A 14,827-nucleotide genomic window follows, 5' to 3' on the forward strand; every position below is an offset into this window, starting at 1 on the left:
CCCACCACCAGCCCCACCAGCCAGGCCGCATGATCCCCGCCCCCGCGGCCCCGGCCTGCCGACCCGGCTGCGGCGCCTGCTGCACCGCGCCCAGCATCAGCAGCCCGCTGCCCGGTTTGCCCGACGGCAAGCCCGCCGGCATGCCCTGCCCCCACCTCGACGACCACCAGCGCTGCCGGCTGTTCGGCCGGCCGGAGCGGCCCGCGGTGTGCGCTTCGCTCGCCCCCGGCCCCGAGATGTGCGGCCCCGACCGCGCCCATGCCATGGCCTTTCTCACCCGGCTGGAGGCCGCCACCCAACCCTGATCGTTCAGGACCCGTAACGAAAGCGGGCGCTTACATAGTGTGTTCATGGCGTGGAGAGGACCCGCCCTGCCTAGAATGGCCGGCATGAGCGCTGCCCCGCCCCCGACCGCCCTGCTTGATCGCTATCCCTGCGTGAGCGGGCTGCCGGCACGGCTGCGCGACCAGCCGGTGCTCACCGTGCCGGCCGGCACGGTGCTGTTCCGCGACGGCGACCCCTGTCAGGGATTCCCGCTGGTGCTCGACGGGGAGGTGCGCGTCAGCCGGGCGGCCCCCAACGGCCGCGAGCTGGAGCTGTACCGCGTGGTGCCGGGGGAGTTGTGCCTGGTGTCCTCGGCCGCGCTGTTCGCCGGCCAGCCGCTGGGTGCGCGGGGCGTGGCGGTCGGGCCGACCACGCTGGCGCTGCTGCCGCCCGGCGCGTTCCGCGAGGCGCTGGCGGACGCGGGGTTTCGCGACTACGTGCTCGGTCTGTACGCCACCCGCCTGGCCGACCTCACCGGCCTGATTGAAGCGATCGCGTTCCAGCGCCTGGACAGCCGCCTCGCCGCCGCCCTGCTCGGCCACGGACCGGCCGTGCAGGCCACCCACCAGGCCCTGGCCGACGAACTGGGCACCGTGCGCGAGATCGTCACGCGGCTGCTGCACCGCTTCGAGCGCGAGGGCTGGGTCGCGCTGTCCCGCGAGCGGATCGAGCTCAAGGACGCCGCGGCCCTGCGCGCACTGGCGGCGGGCGGCTGACGCCGCCGGTGGCCGCCCCGTGTGACGACCCTGGGTGACGACCCTGTGTGACCACGGTCACAGACCGTCGCCCGCCGCCGCGGTGCAATGCCGGCACCGGGCCCCAAGGCCCGGCATCCCGCAACCCTGGAGGAGTCTCACCATGACACGCAACGTTGGCGGCATCGACCGCGCCCTTCGCATCACCGCCGGCCTCGCCCTGATCGCCGCCGCCGCCACCGGCACCGTCGGCGTCTGGGGCTGGCTGGGCGTCGTGCCCCTGGCCACCGGGCTGATGGGCTGGTGCCCGCCCTACGCCCTGCTCGGCTTCAACACCTGCAAGACCAAGGCCTGAGCGGCCGAAGGCCCCGGCGGCGGCAGGGAGCGCCGCCGCCGGGGTGACACCCAAGGGCCAGCGCCCGCCGTGCCGCGCTGACCCGACACCTCCCATCCAATACGTCCCATCCCTCACACCGCGGGCTGCCGAACACCCGCCCGGCGCGGGCCCGCGTCACGGACTCCCGGCCTCGGCCAAACCCTCAACGCGCGAGGACGGCGCACCCCCCCGGTGCGCCCACCGCCCGGCGCACCAATCGCAACCGCCGCGCGCCCCATCACAGCGCGAAACGCCGTCGCCTCCGGTGTCACGGCTAGGCATCCGCATCAAGGCTGCGTGAGTCTGCGCCGCCGCGCGCCGACCAGACTGAAGTCAGCCGCCCGCCGGGCTGCCCACCCAGAAGGAGCTCGACATGTATGGCCTCTTGATCACCGACCCAAACCTCCAGTATCCCAACATGTCCCTCGCGTGGATGAGCCTGCTGCCGGAGGACACACCGCTCGCCCACCCCGTCCCGGCCTACGAGAAAGCCATCGACGAGATCCTCCAGGCGCACATCAGTGCCCACCAACCCCCGATCACGCCGCCCGAGCGGAATCGCATCCGCGCGGCGCTGGTTGAACTGGCCCGCTGGATCGTCGGCTTCACCGACGCCCAGGTCGACTTCGCCCTGCGGGTCGCCCTGCAACACCACCTGATGCCACAGGCGGAACGCAACCAGCGGGAAAACCGCATCGCCGGCGTGGTGGAGCACTGGTTTGGCCCCCGGACAGGCTGGACGCCCAGCCAGCAGACAGCGCTCAATGGAGTGATCGCGACCGCCATCCTCGTGCCCGACGCGCTGCTGGACAACCAGGTGCGCACCGTCTGCGCCAAGAAAGCGGCCCATTGGCATCAAGCGCGCTTCGACGCGAAACCGTCCACGCTCACCCCCGCGGAAGCGGCCGATTGAGGGCGACTGATGAATGTCGCCAACAAACTGGGCCACCCAGACGGCTTTGACTCCCTGAAGTTTTTCTACAACCACGCGCCTCTGCACCAACGCCGTGAGCGTGTCGAGTGCTTGGAGCGGATCAGCAACAAGGCCGAGGCGCGCAAATACATCCTGCAGTACCTGCGCGAAGCCGACCTCCAATCCAATGCTGCGCCCACGGCCGCGCTGTTCGACGCCTTCTGGGAAGCCCTGCGCATGCTGGACGACCAGATCCAGATGGCGGCCGATGCCGACCCGGGCGATTGGCTCAAAACGACTTTCGCGACGGTCAGCCTCGCGCGCATGCTGGCCCGCCAGTCGGCGGCCGAACAGCACGCCCAAGCCATCACAACGCAGGCGCTTCGCAACGGCGTGGACCTCGGGACACTGGGGCGAGAGAGCCTTCAAAACCTGACCGACTTACAAGTCCAGCAGACCGCGCTGTCCATCGACCAAGAGCCGGAAAGCAGCTCCACCGCGATACCGCCCTCGCCCAGGGAGCGGCCCATCACCCTGACCCTGGAAGCGCCCGCCCGGCAACCCGACCCAAACACCGCCCGCACGTGGCGCACCAAACGCACGCTGGAAGCGTGCCGCGGCCCGGTGGCCCGTCGACGCAGCACCGGCATCACGGCCGTCGACCCCAAAACCGCGACGGCAGCGCTGCAGAAACGCACCAATGAGGCGGGTAGCGCCCGCCGATCCACCCGCCAGGCCAAGGCCAAGCCCAAGTGGACGGAAAAAGAAGCCAGCCGCGTGTTGCGCCAGTCTTTCGAAAGGGCGGTCGAGTTCCAGGTGGCAGAAATCAAGGACCTGCTGGACATGACGACCCGCTTCAATCCGCCGGCGGACAGGGTGACGGCGTGCCTCAAGGCGTCCGAGCGGATGACCACGGTGATCCACGCAACCACCTGGGACGAGGTGGCCGTCCGCGATGCCCTGGCCCAGGCGGAGGAAGCCATCGCCGCGCTGCGCGCGGCATTGGCGCACGCCCAAGCGGAGGCCAGGTTGCAGGCGCGGTTCGACCACTGCCTGACCCTGGCCTTGTCGAAAGAAGTCCTTGTCCATGGGAAGGAACGCGGCGGCGTCATCCAGCAGCGCTTGACGCCCGCCGACTGGGCCTGGGTGCAAGCCCGCTACCACCGCCGCTGGCTCAGCCACGTCACCCGGTACGAGACCGAAGACGGCGTCACCACCACCCTGCCCGAGGACTGCGCGCTGGCCCTGTACGTCACCGCCAGCAGCCTCAGCGGCTACGCCTTCGACATCTCGGTGCACCTCTGGTACCGCCAGGAGGGCTGCACCGGCGCGCCCAGCCTCGAAGCCGGGGACTACCCGCCCATGGACGAGGCGCAGTGGTACGACACCTACATCACCTGCGCGGTCCTGCACATCCCGAGCAGCACCTGAGCCGCCACCGGCCACACCGAAAGGAAAAGACCATGTATGCCTGGATCACGCAAGCCAACCCCAGTCAGGGGCCCGTCCTCGATTGGTGGAAGCTGGACTGCATGGGCGCTCCATCCGCGTCGACGATGGGGCCTGAAGCCGCCACCGCCCTGCTCCGCACAACGACGATCCCGCCAGACGACTTGCCTCGCGTGGAGCAAGCACTCATGGCCGCGGTGCCGTGGTTGCCGGAAGCCCCCATCCTGCTGGACTATGGCCTGCGCCTGATGCTGCGACATCATCTCTTGCCCCCGGGCGAGCGCAAGCTGCGGGAAGATTCGATCAACCAAGAGCTGGTGAGCGTCCTGGGTCCGTCGGAGAGCTGGCACCCGACATGGGAGCCGACGGTCGCCGCCATTCAACGCATGGCGGTGCTGACGCCACGCTGGGTGCTGGCCGACTTCCTGCGGTCCACCAGCGTGGCCGTGCGATACACGGATCTCAGGACGCGGCGACAAGACGGCTTCATCTCGGATCACGAAGAAGAGGTGCTCGCCTTCGCGGAGGGCATCGCCGACATGGCGAACGGAGGGCCAGAGATGATTCACGCCGTGGCGATGCACCTCCTGCTCGCACCGCCCGATCAGCGCAGGGACATCGGCTTCTTGATCAAAGAGTACGTCGAGGAAGAACACCGGACGTCCTATCCCTTGCTCAGCAATGTGCTGACCACCAGGACCGAGGTCAGCATCGCCCTGCGCAGCCAAGCGCTTACGAAGGGATTCAAGATCAGGGGCGAACAGGCGGCGCCGGACAAAATCTCGCCCGAGTTCGAGACCGCTATCGTCAACTACGCGCTGGCATGGATAGAAAGCGAACGGTTACGCCTGCTCACGTGCATGCACAACGATCTGTTGGCCGCCCTGGCGCAGGATCTGGACCTGGGCCTAGTGGGCGCTCGCAGCAAGGCCACGCTGAGATTGATGGATAAACAAGCCGACCAAGGCGCTGCGGCTCGACTGGCCGAATGGCTGCGTGAACACTCCGGGCCGACCTCCACACCACCGACCGGCGGAAATCCGCCCCGCAGCAAGGCTCCATCAACGCTGCCCGACATCGCCCCGGCGATATCACCGAAGGATGCGAACCGCGCCTTGCTCCAGCGCCAAGTCATTGACCTCGCTGAAGGTCCACTCGCCACGCCGGACGAACCGCCCCCCATCGACCGCCCCAAGGCCCGCGCCAAACTGCAAGCCCGCACCCGACCGCGCCAGGCTTCCGCGGCCGCATCAAGCACCCCGCGCAACCCGACACCCGGCACCAAACCCACACCGGCCAGCAAACCGCAACCGCCGCAGAGCAAAGCAGAGTGGACCGATGACAGCGTCGACTTGCTGATGCAAAACGCCGTGTCCGACGCGGCAAGCTTCTACCGCGACGACATCAATGACCTGATCATGCGCGCGAAGCTGCTGGGAACGAGCGGCGACGCCATCCAGCGAGCCAACCAGCTGCTTGACCCGCTGGATGGCCTGGCCAAAAAGCCGCCCAAGCGGGAGACCGCCGCGCGTCGCACGTTCGGCCAAGCCGAACAAGCCATCCAGGCGCTGCGGCAGGCCATCCACAAGGCCCAGGCCGACGCGCGCCTGCAAGAACAATTCCACCGAGCACTGACCGTGGCGGTCGGCCGCGAAACCCTCAGGCGAGGACGGGTCCAAGGTGGAAAGATCGGATGTCTTCTCCAGGCCGCAGACTGGAGCTGGGTCGAAGCGCGCTATCACCGGTGCTGGCACAGCGGCGCCTTTGCGGTGCTGACGGAAGACGACGTGGAGGTATTCCTGGGCCCCGACGAAGCCCTGGCCTTGCACGTCACCGGGGGAAGCCGCAGCGGCGCGCTGTTTGACATCAGCGTGCACCTGTGGCGCCGCCGACCCGGCGCCACGAGCGCCCCCAGCGCCGGCACCGGCCCGTTCCCGCCGATGGACGAGCGCAACTGGTACGACACCTACATCACCTGCACCGTGTTGCATGTGATGGAGGCCTGAACAGCCCCTGTCGTCGGCGCGACCCCCGGGCGGGCGGCGCGTGCCTACAGTCACCGGCACGGGCCGCCCGGCGCCCGCCACCGGAGACACGCATGCACATTCCGTCCCTCAAAGAAGTGGTCAGCGCCGAGGAGTGGGCGCTGCGCTGCGACCTCGCCGCCTGCTACCGCCTGGTGGCCGCCTACGGCTGGAGCGACCTGGTCTTCACCCACATCAGCGCCAAGCTGCCCGACAGCGTGACCGGCGGGGAACACCAGTTCCTGATCAACCCGTACGGCCTGATGTTCGACGAGATCACGGCCAGCAGCCTGGTGAAGGTCGACATGGCCTGCAACAAGCTGCACGACTCGCCCTTCCCGGTCAACCCGGCCGGCTTCGTGATCCACAGCGCGGTGCACGAGGCGCGGCCGCAGGCCGGTTGCGTGCTGCACACCCACACCCGCGCGGGCGTGGCCGTCAGCGCCCAGCGCCACGGCATCCTGCCGATCAGCCAGCAGAGCACCTTCGTGCTGTCCTCGCTGGCCTACCACGACTACGAGGGCGTGGCCTTCCGCCCGGACGAGAAGCCGCGCCTGCAGGCCGATCTCGGCGAGGCCAATTACCTCGTGCTGCGCAACCACGGCTTGCTCACCGTGGGACGCACCATCGCCGACGCCTTCCTGTCGATGTACACCTTCGAGAACACCTGCCGCATCCAGGTGGACGCGCTGGCCGGCGGCAGCGAGCTCACCCACGTGGACCCGCGCATCCTGGCCGGCATGGCCGACGTGATGCGCATCGCCACCGCGGGCCAGGGCGCCCAACTGGCGTGGCCCGCGCTGCTGCGCAAGGCCGAGCGGCTCGACCCGTCGTACCGGACCTGACCGACGCAGCCGGTCGGCGCGGTCAGCCGCCGGCCACGAAGGCCTGCATGCCCGCCATCACCGTGCGCAGGCGCACCACCTCGCGCGAGCCGTCGAGCCGGGCCGACCAGCGCGCCAGCCACGACACCGCGCGCAGCCGCGGCAGCAGCCGGCCCAGGAAACCGCGCAGATCGGGGTGGGTGCCCGGGGCGCGCTGATAGGCCTCCAGCACCTCACGCACCGCGCCCGGGCCCAGCGGCTGCAGGTAGCGCGCCAGCGAGAGCAGCAGCTGCAGCGCGTCGTAGCGCTGCACGGTGGCCAGGTCCAGACCGGGCTGCAGGCGCTCTTCGAAGTCGAGCCGCGCGAAACGCTGGCCGTCCCAGGTGAGGTTGCGGGTCTGCGCGCCGCCGTGCCAGTGGCCGCGCGCGTGGAACGCCGCGAGGTCGGCGCTGGCCGCGCACATGAGGGGCAGCCGGTCGGCCTCGGCCATGCGACCCAGCAGGTGGTCGAGCGTCATGCCGATGTCGCCGGTGGTGAGGCTGCGGCCATCAAAGGCCAGCACCGGCGGCACCGCCTCGCCGGCCTCGGCCAGCGCGCGCAGGCGGTCGTGCTCGAAGGCCAGCAGGGCCGCGCCGTCGGTCTGGCGCGTCGCGCGCCACGGCACCGGCACGCCGACCGCGTGGGCAAACAGCCAGATGCCCAGCGACTTGCGCCAGCTGCGCAGCGGTCGGTCGGCGGTCTTGGTCCAGGCCTTGGGCAGGGGGGCGGCGTCGCTCACCGGGCGGATTATGCGCAAACCCCCCGGGGCACCGACCCCGGCGGGCGGGGGCTCAGGGCGCGTCGGCGTACTGCGCCAGCTCCCAGGCCGTGACCTGCTGGCTCCAGGCGGCCCACTCGGCCTCCTTGAGCGCAAGGAACTGGGCACACACCGCCTCGCCCAGCGCCGCGCGCAAGGGCGCGTCGGCGCGCAGCGCGGCCAGGGCGTCGTGCAGGTCACGCGGCAGGCGCGCCGGCAAGGGCAGGCCCGCGGCGTGGCGCTCGTAGAGATCCTCGTCGCAGGGCACTGGCGCGGGCAGTGCCTGATCGATGCCCGACAGGCCCGCGGCGATCACGCCGGCCAGCGCGAGGTAGACGTTGCACGCCGGGTCGGGCAGGCGCCACTCCAGGCGGCCGGCCACGCCGCGCAGCAGGCAGCTGCGGTTGTTGTCGCCGATCGCCTTCCACACCGGCGACCAGGTGGTGCCCGAGGCGCTGCGGCTGGCGGCCAGGCGCTTGTAGCTGTTGACCGTGGGCGCGCACAGCGCGGCCAGCGCGTCGGCGTGGTGCAGCAGGCCGGCGGCAAAGCCCAGGCCGGCGCGGCTCAGGCCGAGCGGTCCGCCGTCCTCGGCCATCACCGGCACGCCGGCGGCGTCGGTGAGGCTGATGTGGAAATGCAGGCCGCTGCCCGGGGCGTGGGGCAGCGGCTTGGGCATGGTCGAGAAGACCAGACCGTGGCGCTCCGCGAGCGCCGCGGCGGTGAGCTTGAACAGCTGGTAGCGGTCGGCCGCGGCGAGCGCGTCGTCGTGGCGGTAGTTGATCTCGTACTGGCCGGTGGCGTCCTCGTGGTCGGTCTGCTGCAGCTCAAACCCCAGCGCCGTGAGCGCCTGCCGCATGTCGTCAAGGAAGCCCAGGTTGCGGCCCAGGGCACGCAGGTCGTAGGACGGCTTGGCCAGCGTGTCGAGCGCGTCGCCCACGGCCCAGCCCCCGTCGGCGCCGCGCTTGAGCAGGAAAAATTCCGGCTCGATGCCGACCCACAGCGTCCAGCCGCGCGCGCGCAGGCGCTCGACCTGCCGGGCCAGCGTCTGGCGCGGGTCGGTGTCCAGCGGCTCGCCGCCGGCAAATCCGTCGCACACCGCGTGGGCCACGCCGGGCATGAACGGCAGCGGGCGCAGCGTCTCGGGCCGCACGCGGCCCATGTACTCGCTGCGCGCGCCGTGGCGCGGCAGGCCGGTGCCGGCGATGCTCGGGCCGGCGAAGCCCGCGCCGGTGGCGACCGCCGCCGGCAAGGCCTCCAGCGGGATCAGCTTGCCCTTGGGGGCGCCGGGCAGGTCGGTGAACGTGGCCATCACCGTGTGCACGCCCTGCGCGCGCAAGGCCGCGATGCGCTCGGCCAGCGGCACCGCGCCGGGCCCGTCGGCCAGGTTCAAGCCAGCACCTCGGCCAGGGCCGCGTCGAGCACCGCCAGGCCTTCGTCGAACACCGCGTCCTCGATCGTCAGCGGGAAGAGGAAGCGCACCACGTTGCCGTACACGCCGCAGGTCAGCAACAGCAGACCACGCGCCAGCGCCGCCTGCTGCACGCGCTTGGTGGTGTCGGCGTCGGGCGCGCCGGTCTTGGGGTCGATGAATTCGCAGGCGACCATCGCGCCCAGGCCGCGGATGTCACCGATGCGCGGGCGCGCCGCGCGCTGCGCGATCAGGTGGCCGATGAGCTTGTCGCCCAGGCGCTGGGCGCGCTCGCACAGGCGCTCTTCCTCGATCACGTCGATCACCGCGTGGGCCGCGGCGATGGCCAGCGGGTGGCCGGCGTAGGTGCCGCCCAGGCCGCCCGGTGCGGGCGCGTCCATCACCGCCAGGCGGCCGGAGACGGCGGACAGCGTGGTGCCGCCGGCGAGGCTCTTGGCCATGGTGATCAGGTCGGGGCTGACCCCGTAGTGTTCCATCGCGAACAGCTTGCCGGTGCGGGCGAAGCCGGTCTGCACCTCGTCGGCGATCAGCAGGATGCCGTGCTGGTCGCAGAGCTCGCGCAGCCATTTCACCGCCGCCGGCTGGATCGGGTTGAAGCCGCCCTCGCCCTGCACCGGCTCGAACACGATGGCCGCCACGCGGCTGGGCTCAATGTCGCACTTGAACAGCTGCTCGATCGCCTTCTTCGTGTCGTCCAGCGACGCGCAGTGGCAGGGGAACGGCACGTGATAAATCTCGGGCGGGAACGGGCCGAAGCCGGCCTTGTACGGCTGCACCTTGCCGGTCAGCGACACGGCGAACAGGCTGCGGCCGTGGAACGCGCCGCCGAAGGCGATCACGCCGCTGCGGCCCGTGGCCACGCGGGCGATCTTGATCGCGTTCTCGATCGCCTCGGCGCCGGTGGAGAAGAACGCCGTCTTCGCCGGGCCCTCGATCGGCACCAGGCGGTTGATCCGCTCGGCCAGCGCCACGTACTCGGCGTACGGCACCACCTGGTAGCAGCTGTGCGTGAAACGCTGCAACTGCGCCGCAATGGCCGCCTGCACCTTGGGATGGATGTGGCCGGTGTTGAGCACCGCAATGCCGCCGGCGAAATCGATGAACCGCCGGCCCTCGATGTCCCAGAACTCGGCGTTCTTCGCGCGGTCGATGAAGAAGTCACCCATCACGCCCACGCCACGCGGCGTGGCCGCCAGGCGGCGCTGGTGCCAGGCGGCGTTGGTGTGCGGCGGGGTCAGGTTTTCGGGCTTTTGCGGGGCGTTCATGGGGTCTCCTTCAACGGCAGATGGGGCAGCGCAGGGGGCACCGGTCACACCGGCGAATCGATCCGAATCCAGGTGGTCTTGGTTTCGGTGTACTTGTCAAACGCGTGCAGCGACTTGTCGCGACCCACGCCGCTTTGCTTGAAGCCGCCGAACGGCACGGTGATGTCGTCTTCGTCGTACTGGTTGACGTGCACCGTGCCGGCGCGCAGCGCCCGGGCCACGCCGTGCGCCTTGTTGATGTCGCGCGTCCACACCGCGGCCTGCAGGCCGTAGATGTTGGCGTTGGCCTGGCGCACCACGTCGGCCGCGTCGGTGAAGCTCAGCACGGACAGCACCGGCCCGAAGATCTCCTCGCGCGCGATGGTCATGTCGTTGGTCACGCCGTCAAAGATCGTGGGCTGCACGTAGCAACCGCCCTTCACCGGCTCGGCCGCCTCGCCGCCGGCCAGCAGCTTCGCGCCTTCCTTCTTGCCGCTGTCGATGTAGCGCAGCACCGTGTCCATCTGCACCCGGTCGACGATGGCGCCCATCACCGTGTTCTTGTCCAGCGGGTTGCCCGGCCGGTACTGGGGCACCATCGCCAGCGCCTTCTCCAGAAAAGCCTCCTTGATGGAGGCCTCCACAAACAGGCGCGAGGGCGCGTTGCAGCTCTCACCCTGGTTGAAAAAGATGCTGCCCACCGCCGCGGCCACCGCCCGGTCGAGGTCCGGGCAGTCGGCGAACACAATGTTGGGCGACTTGCCGCCCAGCTCGGTCCAGGCGCGCTTGAGGTTGCTCTGACCGGCCATCACGTGGATCTGCTTGCCCACGCGGGTGCTGCCGGTGAAGGCGATGCAATCCACATCCATGTGCAGCGCCAGCGGGCTGCCGGCCTCCGGGCCGAAACCCGGCACGACGTTGAACACGCCCGCCGGGATGCCGGCCTCCAGCGCCAGCTCGGCCAGGCGCAGCGCCGTCAGGGGGCTTTTCTCGCTGGGTTTGAGCACCACCGAATTGCCCGCCGCCAGCGCCGGCGCGATCTTCCAGGCGGCCATGATCATCGGGTAGTTCCACGGCACGATCACGCCCACCACGCCCACCGGCTCGCGGGTGATGAGCGCCAGCGCCGTGTCGGGCGTGGGCGCGATCTCGTCGTACACCTTGTCCACCGCCTCGCCGTACCAGCGCAGGCAGTTGGCGGCGCTGTTCACGTCCACCCCCTTGGCGTACTTCACCGGCTTGCCCATGTCCAGCGTCTCGGTCAGCGCCAGCTCGTCACCCGCGGCCTGCACCAGCTCGGCGAAACGGATCATGATGCGTTTGCGCGCCGCCGGCGCCTTGCCGGCCCAGCGCCGGTCCTCAAACGCCGCGCGGGCGGCGGCCACGGCGGCGTCGATGTCGGCCGCGCCGCCGCGGGCCACCGCGGTCAGCAGGCGGCCGTCCACCGGGGAGAAGCAGTCAAAGGTCTGGCCGTCGCGGGCGGCCACACGCTGGCCGTTGATGAAGGCGCGGCCGTCGAAGGAAAGGTCGGTCATGAAGCGGGGGCGGGCGTAGGGTAATTGGCCCCCATGCTACCCCCGGAGGACGCTTGCGCGCCAGTCCACTTTGGCGCCCCGCGCGGGAGCCGGCGTCAGTTCGGGTTGAGCGCCACCAGCTCCTGACGCAGGGCGGCAGCGACCTCGCGCTCGCGCCGGCGGGTCTGGCGGGCCACCCACAGCGCGTAGCCCACGATCACGATGGTGACGGTCACGATCAGCAGCGTGGCGGCGGCGTAAATGGTCGGGTTGATGCCGCGGCGGGCGTAGCCGAAGATCACCTGCGGCAGGGTGTTCACGCCCGGACCGCTGAGGAATTCGGAGATCACCACATCGTCGAAGGACAGCGTGAACGACAGCAGGAAGGCCGCCAGGATGGCCTGGAAGATGTTGGGCAGCGTGATCAGGAAGAACACCTGGTGGGGACGGGCGCCGAGGTCCATGGCGGCCTCTTCGATGCGGCGGTCCATTTCCAGCAGCCGGCTCTGGATCACCACCATGCCGTAGGCCATGCCGAGCAGCGTGTGGCCCAGGATGATGGTGAGCATGCCGCGCTCGGGACCGCCGAACACGTTCTGCGCGCCCACCGCCAGCAGCAGCAGCGACAGGCCGATGATCACCTCGGGCATCACCAGCGGCGCATTGACCATGCCGCTGAACATCGTGCGGCCCAGGAAACGGCGGTAGCGCACCAGCACGAAGGCGGCGAAGGTGGCCAGCACCGCCGACAGCACCCCCGTGACCGCAGCCACCTTCAGCGACAGGAAGAAGCCCTCCACGATCTTGGTGTCGCGCGTCAGCGCCTCGTACCAGCGCAGCGAGAAGCCGGTGAACCGGGCGTCCTGCCGTGTGCTGTTGAACGAAAACACGATCATGAAAAACAGCGGCAGGTACAGGAAGCCGAAGACGATCAGCAGCCAGAACTTGCCGAAGTGCTTTTCGAGAAACGCTTTCATGCGGAACCCTTCAGACAGGGAGAGGAAGCAACGGATCGAGGCACGCCATGGCGCCGGCTTGGCCGGGCCATTGGCGTGGCCCCCTCGAGGGGGAGCCGCACAGCGGCGCGGGGGTGGTCATCGTTTCTCCGCGGCGTCGCCGGTGACCTTGTAATAGACAGCCAGCGGCACGACGATCAGCGCGATCATCACCACGGCCAGCGCGGTGGCCCGCGGCCAGTTGTTGGCGGTGAACATCTCGTCCCACACCACGCGGCCGATCATCAGGTTCTCCGGGCCGCCCAGCAGCGAGGGAATCACGAACTCGCCCACGCAGGGGATGAAGACCAGCATGAAGCCGGCGACGATGCCGGACTTCGACAGCGGCACCGTGACCAGCCAGAAGGCCTTGAACGGCGTGGTGCCCAGGTCGTACGCCGCCTCAAGCAGGCGGAAGTCCATCTTCACCAGGTTGGCGTACAGCGGCAGGATCATGAAGGGCAGGTAGACGTAGGTCATGCCCACCAGCATCGACACGTTGGTGTAGAGCATGTGGATCGGCTCGCTGGTCAGGCCGATCGCCATCAGGAAGCGGTTGAGCACGCCCTCATCGGCCAGGATGCCTTTCCAGGCGTACACGCGCAGCAGGAACGAGGTCCAGAACGGCAGCATCACCATCAGCAGCAGCGCCGGGCGCACGCTGGCCGGCGAACGGGCGATGAAGTAGGCAAACGGGTAGCCGAAGATCAGGCACAGGATCGCGGTGCAGAACGCGTAGATCAGCGAGCGCAGGTAGGCGTCCACATACAGCGTCTTGAACAGCGGCGCGCCCTCTTCCGTGCGGAAGATCGAGAGGTAGTTCTCGTACTTGAGCTGCAGCACGCCGGTCACCGGGTCCCACAGCGGCTTGAACGGGCTGATCGAGTCGCCCATGTCCACGAAGCTGATGTACAGCAGGATCAGGAAGGGCAGGAAGAAGAAGACGATGAGCCAGACGTAGGGCACGCCGATGACGAAGCGTTTGCCCGGGACCGGAATCAATGAGGAGGCCATGAACGACTCCTGAGGCGGTTGAATGGGATCACGAAGGTCAAGGATGCGGTGGAACCGGCTCCGCCGGGCCACCCGCATCGCCCCCCTCTGGGGAGTGACGCACAGCGGCGCGGGGGGCCTCCCATTCAATCTCTGAGGACCACCGCGTCGGTGTCGTCCCACCAGAAGAACACATCGTCTTCCCAGGTGATGTCCAGCCGTTCGTGGCGCGAGCCGTTGGGCTCGGTGATCTTCACGCGCACGCCCTGCGACGTGACGAGGATGTAGGTGTTGTAGGAGCCGAAGTAGGCGATCTCCTTGACCCGGCCGCTGAACAGGTTGTGCGTCACCTCGGCCGGACGCGCCTTGCCGATGCTGATCTTCTCGGGCCGCACGGCCACCGCCAGCGGCATGCCCATCGCGCCGCTGATGCCATGGCCGACGTGAATGTCGCCGATGCTGCTGCCCACGGTGCAGCGGTCGGGTTCATCGAGCGTGAGCTTGCCCTCAAACAGGTTGACGTTGCCGATGAAGTCGGCGACGAAACGGGTGGCCGGGTATTCGTAGATCTGCTGCGGCGAGCCGACCTGCAGCACGCGGCCTTTGCTCATGATGGCGATGCGGTTCGCCATCGTCATCGCCTCTTCCTGGTCGTGCGTGACCATCACGCAGGTCACGCCGACCTTCTCGATGATGTTGACCAGCTCGAACTGCGTCTGCTCGCGCAGCTTCTTGTCCAGCGCGCCCAGCGGCTCGTCGAGCAGCAGCAGCTTGGGGCGCTTGGCCAGGCTGCGCGCCAGGGCCACGCGCTGCTGCTGGCCACCGGAGAGCTGGTGGGGCTTGCGCTTGGCGTAAGGGGTGAGCTGCACGAGGCCGAGCATCTCGTCCACGCGGCGGGCGATCTCATCGCGCGGCAGGCCCTCGCGCTTGAGGCCAAAGGCCACGTTCTCCCAGATGTTGAGGTGGGGAAAGAGCGCGTAGCTCTGGAACATCATGTTCACCGGCCGCTCGTAGGGCGGCAGCGCGGCGAGGTCCTGGCCGCCGAGCAGCAACCGCCCGGAGGTCGGCGTCTCAAAGCCGGCCAGCATGCGCAGCAGCGTCGACTTGCCGCAGCCCGAGCTGCCCAGCAAGGCGAAGATCTCGCCCTTGCCGATGGACAGCGACACCTCGTCCACGGCGACCGCTTCGTCGAAGCGCTTCACCAGCTTCTCGGTGACCAGGTAGCCCTCTTGTGTTCCAGCCGATGCCATG

The 14,827-nt window shown here is 69.3% G+C and carries 14 protein-coding genes; 7 read left to right on the forward strand and 7 right to left on the reverse strand.

Annotated features, from left to right (window positions below):
• Window positions 1-29: 29 nt before the first annotated feature.
• From AC2D80_RS13330 to AC2D80_RS13360, 7 genes are all read left to right on the forward strand, one after another.
• The gene (locus AC2D80_RS13330) at window positions 30-305 is read left to right on the forward strand and encodes a YkgJ family cysteine cluster protein (RefSeq protein ID WP_484633505.1); all 276 of its coding nucleotides are present in this window, start codon (window positions 30-32) and stop codon (window positions 303-305) included.
• A gap of 84 nt (window positions 306-389) precedes the next feature.
• Window positions 390-1,040: a Crp/Fnr family transcriptional regulator gene (locus tag AC2D80_RS13335; protein ID WP_484633506.1), complete on the forward strand. Its 651-nt coding sequence runs from the start codon at window positions 390-392 to the stop codon at window positions 1,038-1,040.
• A gap of 142 nt (window positions 1,041-1,182) precedes the next feature.
• Window positions 1,183-1,374: a YgaP family membrane protein gene (locus AC2D80_RS13340; RefSeq protein ID WP_484633507.1), complete on the forward strand. Its 192-nt coding sequence runs from the start codon at window positions 1,183-1,185 to the stop codon at window positions 1,372-1,374.
• A 394-nt stretch (window positions 1,375-1,768) separates the two neighbouring features.
• On the forward strand, window positions 1,769-2,308 hold the full coding sequence (locus tag AC2D80_RS13345; protein WP_484633508.1) for a hypothetical protein: 540 nt from the start codon (window positions 1,769-1,771) through the stop codon (window positions 2,306-2,308).
• 9 nt (window positions 2,309-2,317) lie between these two features.
• Window positions 2,318-3,739, forward strand: a complete 1,422-nt coding sequence (locus AC2D80_RS13350) for a hypothetical protein (RefSeq protein WP_484633509.1) — start codon at window positions 2,318-2,320, stop codon at window positions 3,737-3,739.
• Window positions 3,740-3,771: 32 nt separating this feature from the next.
• Window positions 3,772-5,763, forward strand: coding sequence for a hypothetical protein (locus AC2D80_RS13355; protein WP_484633510.1), 1,992 nt, complete (start codon window positions 3,772-3,774; stop codon window positions 5,761-5,763).
• Window positions 5,764-5,855: 92 nt separating this feature from the next.
• Complete coding sequence (locus AC2D80_RS13360) at window positions 5,856-6,626, forward strand: class II aldolase/adducin family protein (RefSeq protein WP_484633511.1); 771 nt, start codon at window positions 5,856-5,858, stop codon at window positions 6,624-6,626.
• 22 nt (window positions 6,627-6,648) lie between these two features.
• Here the strand turns inward: AC2D80_RS13360 and AC2D80_RS13365 are convergent, their stop codons facing one another.
• The 7 genes from AC2D80_RS13365 to AC2D80_RS13395 form a co-directional block, all read right to left on the reverse strand.
• A complete protein-coding gene (locus AC2D80_RS13365; RefSeq protein ID WP_484633512.1) occupies window positions 6,649-7,383 on the reverse strand; it encodes a BUD32 family EKC/KEOPS complex subunit in 735 nt (244 codons plus the stop codon).
• Between the two features lie 52 nt (window positions 7,384-7,435).
• Window positions 7,436-8,791 carry a type III glutamate--ammonia ligase gene (locus tag AC2D80_RS13370; RefSeq protein WP_484633513.1) on the reverse strand — a complete coding sequence of 452 codons (1,356 nt, stop codon included), beginning with the start codon at window positions 8,789-8,791 and terminating at the stop codon, window positions 7,436-7,438.
• Window positions 8,788-10,095 carry a 4-aminobutyrate--2-oxoglutarate transaminase gene (gabT, locus tag AC2D80_RS13375; RefSeq protein WP_484633514.1) on the reverse strand — a complete coding sequence of 436 codons (1,308 nt, stop codon included), beginning with the start codon at window positions 10,093-10,095 and terminating at the stop codon, window positions 8,788-8,790. The genes AC2D80_RS13370 and gabT overlap by 4 nt, the downstream gene beginning before the upstream one ends.
• A gap of 44 nt (window positions 10,096-10,139) precedes the next feature.
• Window positions 10,140-11,609, reverse strand: coding sequence for an aldehyde dehydrogenase (locus tag AC2D80_RS13380; protein WP_484633515.1), 1,470 nt, complete (start codon window positions 11,607-11,609; stop codon window positions 10,140-10,142).
• Window positions 11,610-11,704: 95 nt separating this feature from the next.
• Window positions 11,705-12,565, reverse strand: a complete 861-nt coding sequence (locus tag AC2D80_RS13385) for an ABC transporter permease (protein WP_484633516.1) — start codon at window positions 12,563-12,565, stop codon at window positions 11,705-11,707.
• Between the two features lie 117 nt (window positions 12,566-12,682).
• A complete protein-coding gene (locus AC2D80_RS13390) occupies window positions 12,683-13,597 on the reverse strand; it encodes an ABC transporter permease (protein WP_484633517.1) in 915 nt (304 codons plus the stop codon).
• 125 nt (window positions 13,598-13,722) lie between these two features.
• Window positions 13,723-14,826 carry an ABC transporter ATP-binding protein gene (locus AC2D80_RS13395; protein WP_484633518.1) on the reverse strand — a complete coding sequence of 368 codons (1,104 nt, stop codon included), beginning with the start codon at window positions 14,824-14,826 and terminating at the stop codon, window positions 13,723-13,725.
• Between the last annotated feature and the right edge of the window lies 1 nt (window position 14,827).

The organism is Hydrogenophaga sp. T66 (genome assembly GCF_057219855.1).